The sequence below is a fragment of the Massilia pseudoviolaceinigra genome (assembly GCF_030846505.1).
In the GTDB taxonomy this organism is placed as follows: Bacteria; Pseudomonadota; Gammaproteobacteria; order Burkholderiales; family Burkholderiaceae_D; genus Telluria_A; species Telluria_A violaceinigra.
Genome location: NZ_JAVCWL010000001.1, coordinates 91,189 through 111,329, shown reverse-complemented (window position 1 = coordinate 111,329; position 20,141 = coordinate 91,189). Strand labels below are relative to the sequence as shown.

At 63.9% G+C, this 20,141-nt stretch carries 18 protein-coding genes; 1 reads left to right on the top strand and 17 read right to left on the bottom strand.

The window, feature by feature from the left end; translation table 11 throughout:
• Positions 1-44 precede the first annotated feature (44 nt).
• From RBA40_RS00540 to ndk, 16 genes are all read right to left on the bottom strand, one after another.
• The gene (locus RBA40_RS00540; protein WP_243491669.1) at positions 45-590 is read right to left on the bottom strand and encodes a phosphoribosyltransferase; all 546 of its coding nucleotides are present in this window, start codon (positions 588-590) and stop codon (positions 45-47) included.
• 21 nt (positions 591-611) lie between these two features.
• Positions 612-1,925: an adenylosuccinate synthase gene (locus RBA40_RS00535; RefSeq protein WP_306645094.1), complete on the bottom strand. Its 1,314-nt coding sequence runs from the start codon at positions 1,923-1,925 to the stop codon at positions 612-614.
• A gap of 5 nt (positions 1,926-1,930) precedes the next feature.
• The gene (locus RBA40_RS00530) at positions 1,931-3,091 is read right to left on the bottom strand and encodes an ATP phosphoribosyltransferase regulatory subunit (protein ID WP_306645093.1); all 1,161 of its coding nucleotides are present in this window, start codon (positions 3,089-3,091) and stop codon (positions 1,931-1,933) included.
• A gap of 315 nt (positions 3,092-3,406) precedes the next feature.
• The gene (hflC, locus tag RBA40_RS00525) at positions 3,407-4,303 is read right to left on the bottom strand and encodes a protease modulator HflC (RefSeq protein WP_306645091.1); all 897 of its coding nucleotides are present in this window, start codon (positions 4,301-4,303) and stop codon (positions 3,407-3,409) included.
• Positions 4,303-5,556 carry an FtsH protease activity modulator HflK gene (gene hflK / locus RBA40_RS00520; protein WP_306645090.1) on the bottom strand — a complete coding sequence of 418 codons (1,254 nt, stop codon included), beginning with the start codon at positions 5,554-5,556 and terminating at the stop codon, positions 4,303-4,305. Before hflK ends, hflC begins: the two co-directional genes overlap by 1 nt.
• 1 nt (position 5,557) lies before the next feature.
• On the bottom strand, positions 5,558-6,805 hold the full coding sequence (hflX, locus tag RBA40_RS00515; RefSeq protein WP_306645088.1) for a GTPase HflX: 1,248 nt from the start codon (positions 6,803-6,805) through the stop codon (positions 5,558-5,560).
• Between the two features lie 48 nt (positions 6,806-6,853).
• A complete protein-coding gene (gene hfq, locus RBA40_RS00510) occupies positions 6,854-7,090 on the bottom strand; it encodes an RNA chaperone Hfq (protein ID WP_026354376.1) in 237 nt (78 codons plus the stop codon).
• A gap of 142 nt (positions 7,091-7,232) precedes the next feature.
• Positions 7,233-8,576, bottom strand: coding sequence for a ribosome biogenesis GTPase Der (gene der / locus RBA40_RS00505; protein WP_306645086.1), 1,344 nt, complete (start codon positions 8,574-8,576; stop codon positions 7,233-7,235).
• A 7-nt stretch (positions 8,577-8,583) separates the two neighbouring features.
• Positions 8,584-9,738 (bottom strand): outer membrane protein assembly factor BamB, encoded by a 1,155-nt coding sequence (bamB, locus tag RBA40_RS00500; protein ID WP_306645580.1) that lies wholly within the window; start codon positions 9,736-9,738, stop codon positions 8,584-8,586.
• Between the two features lie 60 nt (positions 9,739-9,798).
• On the bottom strand, positions 9,799-10,452 hold the full coding sequence (locus RBA40_RS00495) for a YfgM family protein (protein ID WP_306645084.1): 654 nt from the start codon (positions 10,450-10,452) through the stop codon (positions 9,799-9,801).
• A 60-nt stretch (positions 10,453-10,512) separates the two neighbouring features.
• Positions 10,513-11,868, bottom strand: a complete 1,356-nt coding sequence (gene hisS, locus RBA40_RS00490) for a histidine--tRNA ligase (protein ID WP_306645082.1) — start codon at positions 11,866-11,868, stop codon at positions 10,513-10,515.
• Positions 11,861-13,135 carry a flavodoxin-dependent (E)-4-hydroxy-3-methylbut-2-enyl-diphosphate synthase gene (gene ispG / locus RBA40_RS00485; RefSeq protein ID WP_306645080.1) on the bottom strand — a complete coding sequence of 425 codons (1,275 nt, stop codon included), beginning with the start codon at positions 13,133-13,135 and terminating at the stop codon, positions 11,861-11,863. The genes hisS and ispG overlap by 8 nt, the downstream gene beginning before the upstream one ends.
• A gap of 13 nt (positions 13,136-13,148) precedes the next feature.
• Entirely contained in the window at positions 13,149-14,168 is a 1,020-nt protein-coding gene (locus RBA40_RS00480; protein ID WP_306645078.1) for a helix-turn-helix domain-containing protein, read from the bottom strand.
• Between the two features lie 13 nt (positions 14,169-14,181).
• Positions 14,182-15,042 (bottom strand): type IV pilus biogenesis/stability protein PilW, encoded by an 861-nt coding sequence (gene pilW / locus RBA40_RS00475; RefSeq protein ID WP_306645077.1) that lies wholly within the window; start codon positions 15,040-15,042, stop codon positions 14,182-14,184.
• On the bottom strand, positions 15,039-16,208 hold the full coding sequence (rlmN, locus tag RBA40_RS00470) for a dual-specificity RNA methyltransferase RlmN (RefSeq protein ID WP_306645075.1): 1,170 nt from the start codon (positions 16,206-16,208) through the stop codon (positions 15,039-15,041). The genes pilW and rlmN overlap by 4 nt, the downstream gene beginning before the upstream one ends.
• 118 nt (positions 16,209-16,326) lie before the next feature.
• A complete protein-coding gene (gene ndk, locus RBA40_RS00465) occupies positions 16,327-16,752 on the bottom strand; it encodes a nucleoside-diphosphate kinase (RefSeq protein ID WP_167089422.1) in 426 nt (141 codons plus the stop codon).
• Positions 16,753-16,978: 226 nt separating this feature from the next.
• Here ndk and RBA40_RS00460 point away from each other — a divergent pair, with 226 nt between their 5' ends.
• Positions 16,979-17,656, top strand: coding sequence for a Bax inhibitor-1/YccA family protein (locus RBA40_RS00460; protein ID WP_099876374.1), 678 nt, complete (start codon positions 16,979-16,981; stop codon positions 17,654-17,656).
• A gap of 80 nt (positions 17,657-17,736) precedes the next feature.
• Here RBA40_RS00460 and RBA40_RS00455 read toward each other — a convergent pair whose 3' ends face one another.
• Positions 17,737-20,118 (bottom strand): TonB-dependent receptor, encoded by a 2,382-nt coding sequence (locus RBA40_RS00455; protein ID WP_306645072.1) that lies wholly within the window; start codon positions 20,116-20,118, stop codon positions 17,737-17,739.
• Positions 20,119-20,141 lie beyond the last annotated feature (23 nt).

The following is a 20,141-nucleotide window of genomic DNA, read 5'->3' as shown; positions in this document are numbered from 1 at the left end:
GGATCTCTCGATCCTCCCGCCGTTGGAAAGCTACAACCGATGTCTTATGCCGGCTTGTCGAACTTCTTCATCCATGCCGACAACTGGTGCGGACGCAGGCCGTCGTAATCTTCGAACGGCTGGTGAATCCACGGATTGTGCGGCAAGTCTTCCAGGAAGTAATCCGGACGGATCGAGGACGTGCCCTTGACCCAGATCACCGCCGATTTGACTTCGGTCACGCCGGCAAAATTCTCGCTCAGGTGACGCGTGACCTTGTCGAGCGTGACGCCCGAATCGGCCAGATCATCGACCAGCAAGATCTTGCCGGCCAGCGGGCCCTTGGTCATCGTCATGTACTTGGCGATATCGAGGTCGCCGCGCACGGTGCCCGCTTCTTCGCGGTAAGAACTGGTCGACAGGATCGCCAGCGGCACATCGAAAATGCGCGAGAACACGTCGCCCGGACGCACGCCGCCGCGCGCCAGGCACAAGACCTGGTCGAACTTCCAGCCCGATTCGTAGACCTTGAGCGCCAGGCGCTCGATCAGGCGGTGGTACTCGTCCCAGGACACCCAGAGGTCATTTTCGGTCGATGGAGGGGTCGTCATGATGATTCCTATAGCTTGTTATTATTCGAACGGATGACGCAGGACGATCGTTTCAACGCGGTCGGGACCGGTGGAAACCATATCGACCGGCACGCCGACCAGTTCTTCGATGCGCTTGATGTAGGCGCGCGCGGTGGCAGGCAGCTCGGCCAGCGATTTCGCGCCGACGGTGCTTTCTTTCCAGCCCGGCATCTCTTCATACACAGGCACGCAGCGCGCCGCGTCTTCCGCGCCGACCGGGAAGATGTCGACATCGCGGCCATCGATCTTGTAGCCGGTGCACAGCTTGAGCGTTTCCAGGCCGTCGAGCACGTCGAGCTTGGTCAGGCACATGCCCGAGACGCCATTGATCTGGACCGAGCGGCGCAGCAGCGCGGCATCGAACCAGCCGCAGCGGCGCGCACGGCCGGTGACGGTACCGAATTCATGGCCCACCGACGACAGGTGGTGGCCCACGCCGGCGTCCGTCGGCAACTCCGACGGGAACGGGCCGGAGCCGACGCGCGTCGTATACGCCTTGGTGATGCCCAGGATGTAGTGCAGCATGTTCGGACCGACGCCAGCGCCGGCGGCGGCATTGCCCGCCACGCAGTTCGACGAGGTCACGTACGGATAGGTGCCGTGGTCGACGTCGAGCAGCGAGCCCTGGGCGCCTTCGAACAGCAGGTTGCCGCCAGCCTTGTGCGCCGCGTACAGCTGCGAGGACACGTCGCCGACCATCGGTTTCAAGCGAGGCACCAGGGCCATCGCGTCGTCGAACGTCTTCTGGAAGTCGACCGCGTCGGCTTTCAGGTAATTGGTCAGCACGAAATTATGGTAGTCGAGGTTTTCGCGCAGTTTTTCGGCGAAGCGCTCTTCGTTGAGCATGTCGGCGATACGGATCGCGCGGCGTGCCACTTTGTCTTCGTAGGCCGGGCCGATGCCCTTGCCGGTGGTGCCGATCTTGTTGGCGCCGCGCGCCACTTCGCGGGCCACGTCGATGGCGACGTGGTACGGCAGGATCGCGGGACACGCCTCGGAAATCTTCAGGCGCGACACCACTTCCACGCCGATGGCCTGGAGCTTGTCGATTTCGCGCATCACGTCGGGAACCGACACGACCACGCCATTGCCGATGTAGCAGGCCACGCCTTCGCGCATGATGCCCGACGGGATCAGCTGCAAGGCGGTCTTCTGACCCTTGATGACCAGGGTATGGCCGGCATTATGGCCACCCTGGAAGCGAACCACGCCCTGCGCGTTATCGGTCAGCCAATCGACGATCTTGCCCTTGCCTTCATCGCCCCACTGGGTGCCGATGACAACGACGTTCTTTGCCACGTTTTTCTTTGACATCACACTTAGCCTAAGTTTTTGAGAATCCAGTTACTGTTTTCGAGGACAAGTACGCGATCGCACTCGAACTCGTCCTGCTCATTGTCGTGACCCGGCAAACTCTGGATCACAACCTCGCCTGCTTTGCGCAGTTGAGCGATTTTTTCACGCAGCTCGGGGGCATTGCCCCACGGAGCCCGGATCGAATGTTTGCGCTCGGCGGTCGGCAAGAGCCGCGCCAGTTCGCGCAAATCGAGCGAAAAGCCGGTCGCGGGCCTGGCCCGGCCGAATGCTTCGCCTACATGGTCGTAACGTCCGCCGCGCGCCACCGCATTCGGCAGGCCGGGCACGTACAGCGCGAACATCGCGCCGCTTTCGTATTGGTAGCCGCGCAGGTCGGCCAGGTCGATCGCCACGTCGGCGCGGCCCAGGGCCGATCCGGCCAGCGCGGCCAGTTCGGCCAGCGCGCGCGTGATGCCCGGCAGCGCCGGCAAGACGTCGCGCGCACGCGCCAGCACATCGATGTCGCCGTACAGGCCGGGCAAGGCCAGCAGCGCGGCGCGGGTGGCCGGCGCATACGATGCGCTGATCGCGTCCAGGCCCGGGGTGTCCTTGGCGCGCAGCAGCGTGTACAGGGCCGCTTCATCTTTTTGCGCCGCGCCGTCGCCGGTCAGCAGCGCGCGCAGCACGCCTACGTGCGACAGGTCCAGGCGCACCTGGTCGGCGCCGAAGCCGGCCAGGGCCAGCGAGGCCAGCGCCAGTTCCTGCACTTCGGCGTCCGCCTCGAGGCCGGCGTGGCCGTAGATTTCGGCGCCGATCTGCAAGGGTTCGCGCGTCGCGTGCAGGCCGCTCGGGCGGGTATGCAGCACGCTGCCGGCGTAGCACAGGCGGGTGACCGAATCGCGGTTGAGCAGGTGGGCATCGATGCGCGCGACCTGGGTGGTCATGTCGGCGCGCAGGCCGAGCATGCGGCCCGACATCGGATCGACCAGCTTGAAGCTGCGCAGTTCGGTGTCCTGGCCGGCGCCGGTCAGCAGCGACTCGACGTATTCGAGCAGCGGCGGCATGACCAGCTCGTAACCGTAGGAACGGAAGTTATCGAGCATCAGGCGGCGCAGCTCTTCGGTCTTGCGCGCTTCGGACGGCAGGACGTCGGCAATATTTTCAGGCAGGAGCCAGTTCGGCATGGGTAACGGGAGATAGTTAAAAATCGGACAATATGGCGCGCACGGTCGTGCTAAATGTAGCGCCGAATCAGCGATTTTACAGGAAAATGGTTTAAGGGAGCCAACAAATGTGTGGGAGGGAGTTGCGAGCTTGTTATGCATCGCCCGCTGCCCCCCATCATCGCGAAGCAAACGATACACCGAAAACCGTCATTCTCCACCACTACAGCGTCATTCCCGCCTGCGCGGGAATGACGGAGCCGTGGCTAGCGCTGAAAATACAAACGGGCGGGCCTGCAACGCAGACCCGCCCATTGTTCACCCAACCGCCCGTGCTTACTTCTTGGCGGCGGCAGGTGCCGCAGCCCCGCCCGGACTACGGAAATACTTGAAGAACTCCGAATTCGAATCGAGCACCATCACGTCGCCATGGCTCTTGAAGGTCGCGCGGTACGCTTCCAGCGAGCGATAGAACTTGTAGAACTCCGGGTTCTTGCCGAACGCTTCGGCGTAAATCTGCGATGCCTTGGCGTCGCCGTCACCCTTGATTTTCTCGGCGTCGCGGAACGCTTCGGCCAGCATCACGGTGCGCTGGCGGTCGGCGTCGGCGCGGATTTTTTCCGATTCGGCCGAACCGGTCGAACGCAGCTCGTTGGCCACGCGCAGGCGCTCGGCCTTCATGCGGTCGTACACCGAGGCGTTGATCTGCTCGACGTAATCGACGCGCTTCAAGCGCACGTCGACAATCTGCACGCCGATCTGCCTGGCCTCGGCTTCGACCTTGCGATGGATCGCTTCCATCACGCTGCCGCGCTGGCCGGAAATGACGTCGCGCACCGTGCGCTTGGTGATTTCATCGTTCAGCGCCGCCTTTACGATCTGATCCATGCGGGCGCGCGCGCTTTTCTCGCTGCCGCTGAAACTGACGTAGTACAGGCGCGGATCCATGATGCGCCACTTGACGAAGGTATCGACCAGGATGTTCTTCTTCTCCGAAGTGATGAAGCGGTCGGCGTTGGGCGTATCGAGCGTGAGGATGCGCTTGTCGAGGTAGATCACGTTTTGCAGCGGCGGCGGCAGCTTGAAGTGCAGACCAGGCTCGCTGATCACTTCCTTGATTTCGCCAAACGCGAACACCACGGCGAAGGTGCGCTGATCGACCACGAACACGGTCGACGAGAGCAGCATCAGCGCGACGAAGCCCGCGACAAGAATGGAAACTAAGCGGTTCATTAGCGGATCTCCCGATCACGTGAGGATTCGCGGCTGCGGTTGTCGCGCTGGCGCACCTGTTCGAGCGGCTGCATCACCTCTGCCGGCAGCGGCAGCGGCGCGGCCTGCACCGGCCCGGACTTGGCGCCGATGGCGGCGTCGTTGGCGGCAGTCTGCGCAATCAGTTTATCGAGCGGCAGGTACAGCAGGTTGCTGCCGGACTTGGCGTCAACCATGACCTTGCTGGCACTGGTGAAAATCTGCTGCATGGTGTCGAGGTACATGCGGTCGCGGGTAACGGCAGGCGCCTTCTGGTACTCGGTCATCACTTGCGTGAAGCGGGCCGCGTTACCGGTGGCGTTTTCGGTGACCATCGAGCGGTAGGCTTCGGCTTCCTGCATCAGGCGGAACGCGTTACCGCGCGCACGCGGCACCACGTCGTTGGCATACGCCTGGCCTTCGTTCTTGGCCCGTTCGCGGTCCTGGCCAGCCTTGACGGCATCGTCGAAAGCGCCCTGCACCTGCTCCGGCGGCTGCACCACCTGCATGGTGACGTTGTTGATCTGCGCGCCCAGGGCGTAGCGGTCGATGATCTTCTGCATCAGGAGCTGGGTGTCGAGGGCGACCTTTTCGCGCCCCTCGTAGAGCACGAAGTCCATCTTGCTCTTGCCGACGATTTCGCGCATCGACGTCTCGGCGACCATGCGCACGGTGTCGTCGGTGTCGTAATTGTTGAACAGCCAGGCCTTCGGGTCCTTGAGCGTGTACTGCACCGCGAACTGGATCTCGATGATGTTCTCGTCATCGGTGAGCATCAGCGCTTCTTGCGGATTCTTGGCGCGCACGGTGCCGCTGGTGCCGATTTCGACGGTACGCAGGTTCGAGACGTTGACCTTCTCGTGGGTCTGGAACGGATACGGCATGCGCCAGTTCAAGCCCGGACCGGTGGTGCGCGCGTACTTGCCGAAGGTCGAGACGATGCCGACCTGGCCTTCGAGCACGCTGAACACGCCGCTGGCGAGCCAGATGAACGCCACCACCGCCGCCGCCGCGCCGACGGTAACGCCGGCACCCTTCATGTCCGGACGGTAACCGCCACCGCCCGTATCGCCGCCGCCCGGTCCCTTGGGACCGAACAGGCGATTAAGGCGCTGGTTGAAGTCGCGCCACATCTGGTCGAGATCGGGCGGGCCGTCACCGGGACGTTTGCTGTCCTGCAGCAGGACAGTGGGCGGCGGCCGGATGCCGACGCGTTTGAGTAATGAAGCAAGCATGCTATCGAGGTCCGACAATGGTGGAGGTTAGAATTTCGGCCGGTTGCGCGTCCTGTGCATCGTCCGCATCGTCTGCGTCGTGGGCATCATCAAGGTCGGACGCATCGTCTGCGTCGTCGCCATCGGGCGCGTCAACCGGTTCGGCATCGTCCTGCTCTTCAAAAAGGTGGCTGCGCTCGGGCGCGGCCTTGGCCGCTTCGACCACGGCGTCGCGCAGCAGGTCGAGGCCGGCGCCGGTGTGGGCGCTGATGAAGACGCGCGCAATCTTGCCCGCTTCATCGCGTTCGACCGCAGGCTCCAGGCCCGCGGCGTCGATCTTGTTCCACACCAGGATTTGCGGAATATGATCGGCGCCGATTTCCTTGAGCACCAGGTTGACCTGTTCGATCTGTTCCATGCGCACCGGGCTGGCGCCATCGACGACGTGCAGCAGCAGGTCGGCGTGGATGGTTTCTTCCAGCGTGGCGCGAAATGCCGCCACCAGCTGGTGCGGCAGTTCGCGCACGAAACCGACCGTGTCGGACATGACCACGTTGCCCACTTCCTCGCCCAGGTAGACGCGGCGCGAGGTCGTATCCAGGGTGGCGAACAACTGGTTGGCGACGTACACGCCGGCCTTGGTCAGCGCGTTGAACAGGGTCGACTTGCCGGCATTGGTGTAGCCGACCAGCGAGACCGAAAAGGTATGGCTGCGCCCGCGCGAACGGCGCTGGGTTTCGTGCTGCTTGCGCAGCTTGGCCAGGCGCGCGCGCAGGGCCTTGACGCGCTCGCCGATCAGGCGGCGGTCGGTCTCGAGCTGGGTTTCACCCGGACCGCGCAGGCCGATACCGCCCTTTTGCCGTTCCAGGTGAGTCCAGCCGCGGATCAGGCGCGTGGCCAGATGCTGCAGCTGCGCCAGTTCGACCTGCAGCTTGCCCTCGTGGCTCTTGGCGCGCTGCGCGAAGATGTCGAGGATCAGGCTGGTGCGGTCGAGGACGCGGATATTCAGGCGTTTTTCCAGATTGCGCTGTTGGGCCGGAGACAGGGCGTGATTGAAAATCACGATCTCGATGTTCTGGTCCACGCAAGCCAGGCCGATTTCGTCGGCCTTGCCGCTGCCGACAAAGTAGGCAGCGTCCGGACTGGAACGCTTGGCGGTGATGGTGGTGATCGGGTCGACGCCTGCCGAACGGGCGAGCAGGGACAGCTCTTCCACGCTCGCGTTGAAGTCGCCAGCGCCGAAATCGATGCCGACTAGTGCTGCGCGCATAGGCCTCCCTGCAGGGCCAGGCGACCCGGGGTGGCGGCGCCCATGGCCTTACTCAGCTTCGGAATCAAGATTGAGATTAACCGCGCGTGCCGGAACAACGGTGGAGATCGCATGCTTGTAGACCATCTGGGTCACCGTGTTACGCAGCAAGACCACGTACTGGTCGAAGGACTCGATGTGGCCCTGAAGTTTGATCCCGTTGACCAGGTAGATCGAGACGGGAACATGCTCTTTGCGCAAGGCATTGAGGAATGGGTCTTGTAACAGTTGCCCTTTGTTGCTCATAACAGCTCCGTGATGTTGTTGTAGTAAAGAATTGGAGGCGACTCGCTGGTTTTTCAAGTGCCGGGACCATCATTGTTGTGAGGCGAATGATGTCCCTGAGTTACTGTAACCTGTTTTGCAATTGTCTGTCGGACGTGCGCACCTACTTGGACATGCGCGCGAACGGGTTTTTACCCACGCGCAGCTCGATCCGCAGCGGCGTACCTACCAGATTGAAGGTGTCGCGGAAATGCTTCTCGAGGTAGCGCTTGTACGGCTCGCCGATGGCGTCGAGCGAATTGCCGTGGATGACGATGATCGGCGGATTCTGCCCGCCCTGGTGCGCATAGCGCATTTTAGGACGGATCGAGCCCTTGCGGCGCGGTTCCTGCTTCTCGACCGCTTCGATCAGCGCGCGCGTCAGGCGCGGCGTCGACAGGTCGGCGGTGGCGGCGGCGTAGGCCGAGTCGACCGACTTCATCATCGGCGCGATGCCTTGCGCCTTCAGGGCCGAAATGAAGTGGGTCTTGGCGAACGAGAGGAAATCGAGCTTGCGGTCGATGTCGATCTTGATTTCGTCGCGCTCGTCGGTGCGCAAGCCATCCCACTTGTTGACGGCCACCACCAGCGCGCGGCCCGATTCCAGGATGAAGCCGGCGATGTGCGCATCCTGCTCCGAAATGTCTTGCTGGGCGTCGAGCAGCAGGATGACGACGTGCGCTTCCGAAATCGACTGCAGGGTTTTCACGACCGAAAACTTCTCGATCGCTTCGAACACCTTGCCGCGGCGGCGGATGCCGGCCGTGTCGATCAGGGTGTAGTTCTTGCCGTCGCGCTCGAATGGGACTTCGATCGAGTCGCGCGTGGTGCCCGGCATGTCGAAGGCGATCACGCGCTCTTCGCCGATCAGGGTGTTGACCAGGGTGGACTTGCCCACGTTCGGACGGCCGACGATGGCGATCTTGATGCCGCGCGCGGCCGGTTCCAGTTCTTCCTGGTCGTCCGGACGCTGGGCGAAGGCTTCGTTGAGCGCTTCCTCGACCAGGTCGGTCACGCCGTCGCCGTGGGCGGCGGAAATGACGTACGGGTCGCCCATGCCGAGTTCGTAGAAATCGGCCACGACGGAGCTGTACTTCATGCCCTCGCCCTTGTTGACGACCAGCATCACCTTGCGGCCCGACTTGCGCAGGAAGTCGGTGATGGTCTTGTCGTGCGGCGTGAGGCCCTGGCGGCCATCGACGATGAAGACGACCACGTCCGCTTCGGCGACGGCCTGCTTGGTCTGCAGGGCCATCTGGAACATGATGCCTTCCTTGGCGACCGGCTCGAAGCCGCCCGTGTCGATGACGAGGAAGGGGCGTTCACCGACCCGGCCTTCGCCGTAGTGACGATCGCGCGTGAGACCTGGCAAGTCGGCCACGAGCGCGTCGCGCGAGCGGGTGAGGCGATTGAAGAGTGTCGATTTCCCGACGTTGGGGCGACCAACTAATGCGATTACCGGCTTCATGGTGTTTTTATTCGACCGCGATGGCGGTCACTGTCCCAGATTGTGTTTGAAAGATCAGGTTCGAACCGGCCACCATCGGTGGCGCCGTGATGGCGCTCCCGTCGGTGGCGGCGCGCGCCAGAAAGGAACCATCTTCCCGTGACAGGAAGTGGATGAAACCCTGGTAGTCGCCGACCGCCACCGTGCGCGAATACGACACGGGGGTGGACAGGCGGCGATAACTCAATTTGTCGTTTTTCCAGGCGCTCACGCCGCCTTCGCGGTTAAAGGCCGAGACGGCGCCCTTGTCGTCGACGGCGAACACGAAGCGCTGGTCGACCGTCACGCCGACGTCGGACGACAGTTCCTTGGTCCAGCGCGCGGCGCCCGTGGCGATGTCGAAGCAGCCCACGCGGCCCTGGTAGGACGCGGCGCACACTTCCTGGTCGATCACGACCGGGGTGCCGCCGATGTCGGTGACCCTTTCGAGTTCGGTCGCGCCGCGCGCTTCGCCGACCGCCACTTCCCAGCGCGCCGCGCCCGTGGCCAGGTTCAGCGACAGCAGTTTGCCGCCCGGCTGGGCGATGATGACTTCCTTGCCGACCACCACCATGCCCGGCGCATTGCGCAGGGTCAGCGGCGGCGAGACGCGCTGCACGGTCCATTTTTTCTCGCCCGTCCTGGCGTCGAGGCCGACGATGCGGTTGTCGACCGAGCGCACCACCACCACGCCCTCGCCGATCACGGGGCTCGACAGCACTTCGCTGGAAGCCTGGGCCTTCCACAGCAGCTTGCCTTCGAGGTCGTAGGCCAGCACGCCGCCCTTGGCGCCGCCAAAGACCAGCATGTTGCCGTCGGTACCGACGCCGGCGGTCAGGCCGGTGTCGGCCTTGATGCGCCACAGCTGCTTGCCGCTGGCGGCGTCGACCCGCGCGATGGCGCCGTCGGCGCCGGCCACCACCAGCGACTGGTTCACCAGCGCCGGCGCGAAGACATAATCCTCGGCCTTGCCGATATCGAGCTTCCAGGCGGTGCGCACGGCCATCGAGCCCTTGAGCTCGACCAGCGGCGCGGGCACGTTGCCCTTGGATTTGGAGGCGAAAGGATTAAGCGAACTCAGGGTGGAGCAGCCGGCCATCAGGGCCAGCACACTCACACCGATAAGTTTCTGGGTAATACGCATAGTCATTGACCTTGTTCTGGGTAACTTGTTGATGCGGACCGAACGAACCTACCGGGCCGCTCAGGCGGCCGCTTTGGTCTCGGGCACGCTGCCGCCGATGGCTTCGAGCTTGAGCTGGACCACGGCGCGGCCCGGATGCTTGTCGTCCATCGTGGCCAGCGCGGCCAGGTAAGCGGTGCGCGCTTCGGCGATCTTGTTCTGCGCTACCAGGATATCGCCCTTGCGGTCGGCCACGGCGCCGCTGAACTGCGGCAGGAAGCTGGTGCCCAGCAGTTTGAGGCCTTCGTCGTAGGCTTTCTCGTCGAGCAGCACGCCGGACAGGCGCAGCTTGGCGATCGACTTGTACTCATCGTTGCCGTTGTCGACGACCCATTGCAGATGGGCCTTGGCCGCCTTCAGGTCGCTGGCGTCGAACGCGCTCTTGGCGGCGGTCAGCGCCGTCATGGACGCGTAGGCGCTCTTGGCATACTTGGTGCGCACGTCGCCGGCGATGCGCTGCACCTTGGCGTTGTCCTTGGCGGCGGCCGCGGCTTGCATCTGCGTGTACAGGCCCGACGCTTCAGCGGCGTTGACGCGCTCCTGGCGCTTCCACCAGGTGTAGCCCGAGTAGGAACCGGCGGCGAGGATCAGCAGCACCATCAGCATGGTGCCGTACTTGTTCCAGAAGGCCTGCATCGCGGCCAGTTGTTCTTGTTCTTCGAGATCGTATGCCATGGTATTCTCAACGTAGTTAAATACTGATTAATCGGGTAGAGCGCCGGTGCCGCCTTGCGTCTAGTGATGGTAGTGCACGTGCTCGTGGTCGTGGTCATGCTCGTGGGCGCCGATGATCTGGTTGACCAGGTAGTCGACCACGTCGTCGAACGGCACGCTGGCCTGCTGCTCGCCTTCGGCGCCGCGCATCGACTTGACCGCCGCCGTGCGCTTGGCGATTTCATCGTCGCCCAGGATCACGGCGAAGGCCGCGCCGCTGCCGTCGGCTTTTTTCATCTGGCTCTTGAAGCTGCCGGGACCGCTCGCAGCGGCGCAATGTAACACAACATCCAGGCCGGCATCACGGATGCGCTCGGCCAGCACGAAGGCTTGCATGCGCGCTTCCTCGCCCTGGTGCACCATATAGACATCGCATTCTGACGGATCGTTCGGTTCTCCCGCCTCTTTCATCAGCTCCACCAGGCGCTCGATGCCCATGGCGAAACCGACGGCCGGGGTCGGCTTGCCGCCAAAGCTTTCGATCAGCGGATCGTAGCGTCCGCCCGCGCACACGGTGCCTTGGGAACCGAGCTTGTCGGTGACCCATTCGAACACGCTGCGGTTGTAGTAGTCGAGCCCGCGCACCAGGCGCGGGTTGACGGTGTACTGGATATTGTTGTGGTCCAGGATGCGCTTCAAGCCTTCGAAGTGCACCACCGACTCGCCTTCGAGGTAGTCGAGCAGCTTCGGCGCATTGTTCACCAGGTCCTGCATGGCAGGGTTCTTGGTGTCGAGAATGCGCAGCGGATTGGCGTGCAGGCGGCGCTTGGCTTCCTCGTCGAGCAGGTCAAAGTTCGCCTCGAAATAGGTGATCAGGTCGGCGCGGTGACGCTGGCGCTCGGCCGCGTCGCCGATCGAATTGATTTCCAGGCGAATGTCTTCCAGGCCCAGGTCGTCCCACAGGCGGCGGCACAGCATGATCAGCTCGGCGTCGATATCCGGACCGGCAAAGCCGACCGCTTCGGCGCCGACCTGGAAGAACTGGCGGTAGCGGCCGCGCTGCGGACGCTCGTGGCGGAACATGGGACCGGCGTACCAGACGCGGCGCGGGCCGTCGTAGACCAGATTGTGCTCGATGACCGCGCGCACCACGCCGGCCGTGCCTTCAGGGCGCAGGGTCAGTTCGTCGTCGTTCATCGAATCCTTGAACGAATACATTTCCTTTTCGACGATGTCGGTCACCGCGCCGATGGCACGCTTGAACAGCGCCGTGTCTTCGACGATCGGGGTGACGATCTTTTGATAGCCGTAGCTTTTCAGGACCGAGTGCACGGTGTTTTCAAACAATTCCCACAGCGGCGCGTCGGCCGGCAGGATGTCGTTCATGCCCTTGACGGCGGTGATCTTCGTTGCTTTTTCTTTTTTATTTTCAGACATGTTCGGTTAACTTCTTGCCGTAAGTGGTTTGTACGTAATTGAGGACGATCGCCTGGAATTCTTCAACGATTTTATCGCCGCGCAGGGTGACGGTTTTCTTGCCATCGACGAACACCGGCGCGGCGGGCGACTCGCCCGTGCCCGGCAAACTGATGCCGATGTTGGCGTGCTTCGATTCGCCCGGACCGTTGACGATGCAGCCCATCACGGCCACGTTCATGCCTTCCACGCCCGGATACGACTTTTTCCATTCAGGCATCTGCTCGCGCAGGTAGGTCTGGATGTTGTCGGCCAATTCCTGGAACGTGGTCGAGGTGGTGCGTCCGCAACCCGGGCAGGCGATGACCATCGGCGCGAACTTGCGCAAGCCCATGGTTTGCAGGATTTCCTGCGCCACGATGACTTCGCGCGTGCGATCGCCCCCCGGTTCGGGCGTGAGCGAAATACGGATGGTGTCGCCGATGCCTTCCTGCAGCAGCACCGACAGCGCGGCGGTCGACGCCACGATGCCCTTGCTGCCCATGCCCGCTTCGGTCAGGCCCAGGTGCAGCGGATAGTCGCAGCGGCGCGCCAGTTCACGGTACACCGCGATCAGGTCTTGCACGCCCGACACCTTGCACGAGAGGATGATCTGGTCGCGTCCAAGACCGATTTCTTCGGCGCGCAGCGCATTGTCGATGGCCGAGGTGATCAACGCCTCGTACATCACCGCCTGCGCGCTCCAGGGTTCGGCGCGCTGGGCGTTTTCGTCCATGATGCGCGCCAGCAGCGACTGGTCCAGGCTGCCCCAGTTCACGCCGATGCGCACCGGCTTGTTGTACATGATGGCCGCTTCGATCATCTGGGCGAACTGGCTGTCGCGCTTGGCGCCCTGCCCCACGTTGCCCGGATTGATGCGGTACTTCGACAGCGCGCGCGCGCACTCGGGGAAGTCGCGCAGCAAGGTGTGGCCGTTGTAATGGAAGTCGCCCACCAGCGGCACGTCGATTTCCATCTTGTCGAGCTGTTCGCGGATCAGTGGCACGGCTGCGGCGGCCTCGGGCTTGTCGACCGTGATGCGCACCATTTCGGAGCCGGCACGGGCCAGTTCCTTGACCTGGATCGCGGTGCCGATCACGTCGGCCGTGTCGGTGTTGGTCATCGACTGCACCACCACGGGGGCGTCGCCGCCGACCCAGATTTTGCGTTCGCCATGCGACACCAGCACGCGCCGGCTGCTGCGCCGCGCGAGGGGCCCGGAGGGGATCGCCAGATTCGAAGAAGACATGAACAAAGACCTATTACTTGAGGTTGACTCTGGCGACGCGGCCATTGGTGGACGGCATGGCCACCGCATCGCCGCGCAGGGTGGCGCTCACGCCGTCGGGCTTGCCGACGATCAGGGTGACCGGCTCGCCCACTTCGACCGTTTCGACGGTACCGGCCTTGAGCAGGCGCGACAGCAATGGCGCACCCTTGGCGCGCCGTACTTCGACCCAGGAATCGGCGCGCACGTTCAGCACCAGGGTATTCGATCCGGCAGGCGCGGCCGGGGTGGCCGCCGTTGCGGCGCCCGTTACGGCGCCCGTTACGGCGCCCGTTACGGCCGGGGTGGCGGCTGCTGTGGCGACCGGCGCGGTAGCCGGGGGAAGTACCGACACCAGCGGCGGCGACGGTGCGATGACCGGTTTGCGTTCGTCCGGCTTGACCAGGGTCGTTTCCAGCGGCGCGCTGACCGCCTTGTCGGCCACCACCGGCGGCGGCAGCAGCGTCACGCTCGCTTGCGACCCGGAGGAGGCGGCCGGCGCGGTAGCCGCCGTGCCGGCCGGTGCGCTGCTCGAGAGCAGCGCCGACGGCACCAGGCCGAAATGCCAGGCCCCGGCAGCGGCGGCCACCACCAGCACGGCCGCGCCGATCAGGCCCAGCGGCAGGCTGGAGCGCTTGCCGTTGGTCGGAAAACGCACTTCGGAAAAGGTGGCGGGCTTGTCGCGCCGCACGGTGCGGCTACCCGGCTCGGCCAGTTCCGGAGTGTCGAGCGAAATCATGGCCACCAGCGGCGCCGCGTCGAGCTTGACGACCTTGGCGTAGGCGCGCACGAAACCGCGCACCACGGCCGGTCCCGGCAGGTTGGCGTAGTCGCCCGCTTCGAGCGCGGTAACCTGGCGCACCGCCATCTTCAGCTGGTCGGCGACCTGCTCCACCGTCCAGCCCATCGCTTCACGCTGGGCGGCCAGGCTCTGGCCCGGCAAACCATGGTTCGCTCCGGCGTTCGCCCCTGCGTTCGCCCCCGCTGCTGGTTGTTCTGCCCGCTCTGAACTCATCGTCGTTCCTGTCTCACTCATCAAATGCACCGCGCTGGAAGGCTGCGAATTCGGGCGAGCCGGGATGACGCCGGCGCAGCTGGGTCGCCAGGCTCGTCTCCGAATCCTTGTTGCCCAGCTTGCGCTCGACGCGGACCGCCAGCCACAGCACATCGGCGGGCAAGACTTCCGGTTTCGCGACCGTTTTCACGCGGTTGATATAATTACCGGCGCGCACGTAGTCGCGCCGCTCGTAGTAGATCCGCGCCAGACCCGCATTGACCGGCATCAGGTCGGGCTCGAAACGCAGGGCGTCGAGCAGGTAGCGCTCGGCCGCGTCGAAATTTTTCTGCTTGATGGCGCATCCGCCCGCGTTCACCATGGCCTTCACCGGCGACTGGTAGCGCGGGTTTTTCAGGGCGATCTCGAACTGGGCCATCGCCGCCGCGTAGCGCTCGGTCTGGCACAGGAAGGAGCCATAGTTGTTGTTCAGGTCGGGATTGAGCGGCGCCAGGCGCATCGCGCGCTGGTAGTTCTCTTCGGCCAGCACCATCTCGCCCATGCTGGTGTAGATCAGCGCGCGCACGCTGTAGGCGTCGGCGATCTCGGGATCGATGGCGATGGCCTGCTTGATCTCGTCGAGGGCAACCGTGTAATTGCCTTCCTGGTAGTAACCGATAGCGAGCTGCATGCGGATCGACGCGCGCTTGTCCTTGCTGGTCTGGTCCGAGCTGGTTTTCAGTTCCGTCTTGCTGCCCTGCAGGCCGATGGCGCTGGCGGTGTCGTTGCGGGTGCTGGTGGTGCTCACGCAGGCCGACAGCGCCACGCCGGCGGCGGCAAGCGCCAGCTGGCTGCGCAAGGGACGAAACGATTGCCGCGGCAGGCGCGCGCTCAAGAAGTAATCTCCACAATGCGCCCGAAGTCGGCGCCGAACTTCTTCTGATATTCAGCCATTTTTTCCATGCGCTCCTGTACGCGGGTACGATCTTGCACTTCGCCGGCCAGCTGGCCGCAGGCGGCGTCGATATCGTCGCCGCGCGTTTTCCGAATCGTGGTCACGATGCCGGCATCCATCAGCACCTGGGCGAAGGCCTTGATGCGCGGATTCTTCGAGCGCAACAGGCCGGACTCAGGGAAAGGATTGAACGGAATCAGGTTGAATTTGCACGAGACGCCGACCGCCGGATCCAGCACCAGCGCCACCAGTTCGCGCGCGTGCTCGTCGCTGTCGTTGACGCCGTCGAGCATGCAGTATTCGAAGGTGATGAAGTCGCGCGGGGCGAATTCGAGGTAGCGGCGGCAGGCGGCCATCAGCTCGCGCAGCGGGTATTTTTTGTTCAGCGGAATCAGGCCGTCGCGCAGCGCATCGTTCGACGCGTGCAGGGAAACGGCCAGCGCCACCGGCACTTCCTGCGACAGCTTGTCCATCATCGGCACCACGCCCGAGGTCGACAGGGTCACGCGGCGGCGCGACAGGCCGTAGGCGTTATCGTCGAGCATGAGCTTGAGGGCGGTGACGGTCGGCTCGAAATTGAGCAGGGGCTCGCCCATGCCCATCATGACCACGTTGGTGATCTGGCGCTCGCCCTTGGGACCGGGTTCGATGCCCTTGGTGCGGCGCAGCTCAAATTCGGCCATCCACAGCTGGCCGATGATTTCGGCCACGGTCAGGTTGCGGTTGAAACCCTGCTTGCCGGTGGAACAGAAACGGCAGTTCACGGCGCAGCCGGCCTGGGTGGAAATGCACAGGGTGCCGCGGTTTTCTTCCGGAATGAACACGGTTTCGACCGCGTTGCCATTGCCCACGTCGACCAGCCACTTGCGCGTGCCATCAAGCGAGGTGTGGTCGCTGATCACGGCCGGGGCGCGGATTTCCGCGCGCGTGGCCAGCTTGTCGCGCAGCGACTTGGCCAGGTCGGTCATGGTGTCGAACTCGCTGGCGCCGAACTGGTGAATCCAGCGCTGCAGCTGTTTGGCACGAAACGGCTTCTCACCCAAGTCGGCGCAGTAAGCGACGAGTTGCGCGGGATCGAAGTCCAGCAGGTTGGTGAGAGTCGTCATATGTATTCTTTATTAAGTCAGGACAAAGTTATTTCAAAAGCATGCTTCAACAGCGTCCCGCCTGCCCGGCGAACCGGACAAGCGGTGTGATGCAGGTCAAACAGTCACGGATGACTGATTAACGCGAGTACACGTTCAGTGCTGGGAAGTAGTAAGCGATTTCCACAGCAGCGGTTTCAGCGGCGTCGGAGCCGTGAACAGCGTTGGCATCGATCGAATCGGCGAAATCGGCGCGGATCGTGCCTTTTTCTGCCTTCTTCGGATCGGTCGCGCCCATCAGGTCACGGTGAGTCGCGATGGCGTTTTCGCCTTCGAGCGCTTGCACCATGACAGGACCCGAGATCATGAATTCGACCAGGTCCTTGAAGAATGGACGTGCAGCGTGCACGGCGTAGAAGCCTTCCGCTTCGGCGCGCGACAGGTGCATCATGCGGGCAGCGACCACTTTCAGGCCAGCGCCTTCAAAGCGGCTGTAGATTTGTCCGATGACGTTTTTTGCAACTGCGTCTGGTTTGATGATCGACAGGGTGCGTTCGATTGCCATTTGTAAAAACTCCAATAAAAAGAAAGGTTTAATGTTGGGTGATGAGACCCAATCAACCTTCGATTTTACCATACAACACCCCTTTTTGAGGGATATTGCACGGCCGCCCGCAGAAGTGTTAGAGTGGCGCCAGCAAATACACGCGGGCGCAAGCGCGATTTTGCGCGCTTTTCCCCCGCCGTGCTATTCTTTTAGTGAGCATTACTTTTTATCAATCGGAGGCACTATGTCAATCAGCATGCAAGACTACACCCTGGCGGGAAGCCAGGAAGTGCGTCATCGCGTATTGCGCAACACTTACTGGCTACTGGCCCTGTCGATGATTCCGACGGTGCTCGGCGCCGTCATCGGTGTGATGTTCAACCTGCCGGTGCCGCGCGGCTTGCTCGGTTTCGGCCTGTTCCTGGCCCTCTCATGGGGTTTTATCTGGGGCATCGAGAAAACCAAGCATAGCGCCATGGGCGTCGTGGTGCTGCTGGGCTTTACCTTCTTCATGGGTATCTGGCTCACGCCGCTGCTCACGCGCACCCTGGGCTTTTCCAACGGCGGCACCCTGATCATGATGGCCTTCGGCGGCACGGCCAGCGTATTTGCCGTTCTGGCAAGTATCGCCACCGTGACCAAGCGCGATTTCTCGATGATGGGCAAGTGGCTGTTCGCCGGCGTCGTGGTACTGATCCTCGCCACCCTGGCCAACTACTTCCTGCAAATGCCGGCCCTGTGGCTGGCCATCTCGGTGATCGGTATCGCGATCTTTTCGGCGTACATCCTGTACGACGTGCAGCGTATCGTCAACGGCGGTGAAACCAACTATATCAGCGCCACCTTGAGCCTGTACCTGAATGTCTACATGATTTTCCAGTACGTGCTCTCCCTGCTGGGCCTGGGCGGCGAACGCGAATAAGCGTTTTCCCGGTCAATAAAAAACCGGCCTGCGGGCCGGTTTTTTTACGTCCGAAAAACTGCAGGGAGGGTAGCCGCGGCTCAGAAATCGATGGCCAGCGATGCCTTGGCGCTGCGCGGCGCGCCGAAGGTCAGGGCGCCGCCATTGGTATTGGCCAGGTAGCGCTTGTCGGCCAGGTTCTCGACCGTGAGGCGGTACACCAGGCGCTGGCCCGATGCCAGCGCCTGTTCGTAGCGCAGGCCGGCATCGAGACGCACGTAGCCGCTGGCCAGCCAGGTATTGTGCAGGTCGACCGCCTTCTTGCCGCTGTAGTACATACCGCCGCTCAGCGAGAGCCCCGGCGCCAGCGCCGCCAGCGCGTAATCGGCGAACAGGTTGGCCTGCCATGCCGGCACGCCCTGCGGCCGTTTGCCGATCAGGCTGAAGTTGGCCGTCTCGTCCACCCGCGCCTTGAGCCAGGCCGCGCCCGCGAGCAGGCGCAGCTTGCGCGTCAACGGCCCGCCCAGCGTCACTTCCACACCCTGGTGCAGCTGGCTGCCATCCTGCACGTACAGCTTGGCGGCATTGGTATATTCAAGCCCCTTGTCGATCCGGAACAGCGCGCCGGTGAGCAAGGCCTCGCCGATCTCCGTCTTGGCGCCCAGTTCGATCTGGCGGCTGTCGATCGGATTCATCACCTGGTTCTGGTTGCTGCTGCCGAGCGGAGCAGTGCCGCCCTGCTCCAGGCCTTCGGCATAACTGGCATACAGCGAGGTCCCGGGCACCGGCTTGAACAGCAGTCCCAGCGCCGGGGTGGTCGCGGCCTTGTCGTACGTCTTGCGCAGCACGCCCGTCGCGTCGCCGCCATGAATGGCGATGCGGGTGTGGCGCAGGCCGCCGAATACCTGCCAGCGGGCGCCCAGGCTGATGGTGTCGGTGGCGAACAGGGCGCGCTGGTCGGCCCGGTTGGCCAGGTAGGCCGCGCCCACCACGCGGGCCGGATCGGCGATGGGTCGCGGCGCGAACAGATTGCCCTGCCCGATCAGGCCCGAAAAGCCATCCCCGTAGCGCATGTCGCGCCGCACCGCATCGGTACCGAAGGCCAGCGCGTGCGCCAGCGGACCGCTGCGCACGTCGCCTTCGAGCACCAGTTGCACGCTGGTATTGTTGCGCTCCTGCCCGGGGCTGAAGTACAGGCTGGCATCATAGTCGCCGTTCGGGCGCATGGCGCGCGGGTTGATCGAGCGCTGGTCGCGCGCCAGCCTGGCGTGGTGGCCGGCCAGGCTCAGCTTCCATTGCTCGCCCAGCTGATAGCTGGCGCGCGCGCCGAGGTAGGTTTGCCGGTTCGGTTCGACCGCCCAGTCCTGGGCCGCATAGCTGCGCGCATCGAGCCCGGAAAAAGCGGCGCGCGCCTCGGCCAGGGTGTTCCACCACTGAATGTTCGGCGAACCAGGCCCTTGTTTTTCGGAACGCTGATGCTCGACGTCAACTTCGAGCAGCAGCGCGTCGCTGGCCTGCCATTCGAAGGCGCCACTGAGAAACTGCTTGTCGCCCCGGTATCCCGGCACATGGTTAGCGAGCTTGTCGGCGGCGGCATTGATGCGCAGCCCGAACTGCTGGTCCTGGCCGAAACGCCGCCCCAGGTCGACGTGGGCACCCAGCGCGCCATCATCGTTGGCCGACAGCGTCAGCCTGGACAGGCTGTCCGCGCCCGGGCGCTTGACGATGTAATTGACCACGCCGCCGGGCGAGGTCAGGCCATGGCGCAAGGCCGACAAGCCCTTCGATATCTCCACCGCGGCCTTGTTCTGGAGCGCGATCGAGCCCTGGTCGTTGATCGTCAAGCCATCGCGCTTGACCGCGTCGACGCTCAGGTAAAAGCCGCGCACCATGACCCGGTCGAACCACATCGGGTCCGACGCCAGGGTGACCGAGGGATCGTTCTTGACCACATCGGCGAGCGACCTGGCTTGCTGGTCCTGGATCAGTTCTGCCGGAAACGCGCTCACGGAGTACGGCGTGTCGAGCACGGCCTGCTCGCGGAAACCCGAGGCGGCCGAGCGGCGCACCCGGTAGCCCCGCTCGCGCGCCTGGGCCGGGGCGGCCAGCGGAGCGGCCGTGACCGTCAACTCCCGCATCACCACCCGCTCCGGCGCGCCGGGCGCGGGCCGGATCACCACCGCCCCCTGCTCCACCTTGCCCGCCAGGCCGCTGCCTTGCAGCAAGCGGTCGAGCGCCTGCTGCGCCGTGTAGTTACCGGTCACGGCGGGCGCAGTCTTGCCGCCGACCAGGGCCGGCGAAAAGCTGAGCTGCAAATTGGCCTGGCGCGCCAGGTCGTTGAGGGCCTCGCCAAGCGGCCGGCTGGCTACATCGAGCTGCAGCACGGGCGCGGCCGCTGGCGGCTGGGCTGGCGCCGCCACGGCGGCCGCCGACAGCAGGGTCGCGAAGGCGAATGGAAGAGGGGTAAAACGCGCTTTGCGCATGAGGCAGACTCCACGGACAGATG

Excerpts from the sequence above, each read along its gene's own strand:
- RBA40_RS00540 (WP_243491669.1), bottom strand. The coding sequence starts at position 590 with ATGACGACCCCTCCATCGACCGAAAATGACCTCTGGGTGTCCTGGGAC.
- RBA40_RS00535 (WP_306645094.1), bottom strand. The coding sequence starts at position 1,925 with ATGTCAAAGAAAAACGTGGCAAAGAACGTCGTTGTCATCGGCACCCAG.
- RBA40_RS00530 (WP_306645093.1), bottom strand. The coding sequence starts at position 3,091 with ATGCCGAACTGGCTCCTGCCTGAAAATATTGCCGACGTCCTGCCGTCC.
- hflC (WP_306645091.1), bottom strand. The coding sequence starts at position 4,303 with ATGAACCGCTTAGTTTCCATTCTTGTCGCGGGCTTCGTCGCGCTGATG.
- hflK (WP_306645090.1), bottom strand. The coding sequence starts at position 5,556 with ATGCTTGCTTCATTACTCAAACGCGTCGGCATCCGGCCGCCGCCCACT.
- hflX (WP_306645088.1), bottom strand. The coding sequence starts at position 6,805 with ATGCGCGCAGCACTAGTCGGCATCGATTTCGGCGCTGGCGACTTCAAC.
- hfq (WP_026354376.1), bottom strand. The coding sequence starts at position 7,090 with ATGAGCAACAAAGGGCAACTGTTACAAGACCCATTCCTCAATGCCTTG.
- der (WP_306645086.1), bottom strand. The coding sequence starts at position 8,576 with ATGAAGCCGGTAATCGCATTAGTTGGTCGCCCCAACGTCGGGAAATCG.
- bamB (WP_306645580.1), bottom strand. The coding sequence starts at position 9,738 with ATGCGTATTACCCAGAAACTTATCGGTGTGAGTGTGCTGGCCCTGATG.
- RBA40_RS00495 (WP_306645084.1), bottom strand. The coding sequence starts at position 10,452 with ATGGCATACGATCTCGAAGAACAAGAACAACTGGCCGCGATGCAGGCC.
- hisS (WP_306645082.1), bottom strand. The coding sequence starts at position 11,868 with ATGTCTGAAAATAAAAAAGAAAAAGCAACGAAGATCACCGCCGTCAAG.
- ispG (WP_306645080.1), bottom strand. The coding sequence starts at position 13,135 with ATGTCTTCTTCGAATCTGGCGATCCCCTCCGGGCCCCTCGCGCGGCGC.
- RBA40_RS00480 (WP_306645078.1), bottom strand. The coding sequence starts at position 14,168 with ATGAGTTCAGAGCGGGCAGAACAACCAGCAGCGGGGGCGAACGCAGGG.
- rlmN (WP_306645075.1), bottom strand. The coding sequence starts at position 16,208 with ATGACGACTCTCACCAACCTGCTGGACTTCGATCCCGCGCAACTCGTC.
- ndk (WP_167089422.1), bottom strand. The coding sequence starts at position 16,752 with ATGGCAATCGAACGCACCCTGTCGATCATCAAACCAGACGCAGTTGCA.
- RBA40_RS00460 (WP_099876374.1), top strand. The coding sequence starts at position 16,979 with ATGTCAATCAGCATGCAAGACTACACCCTGGCGGGAAGCCAGGAAGTG.
- RBA40_RS00455 (WP_306645072.1), bottom strand. The coding sequence starts at position 20,118 with ATGCGCAAAGCGCGTTTTACCCCTCTTCCATTCGCCTTCGCGACCCTG.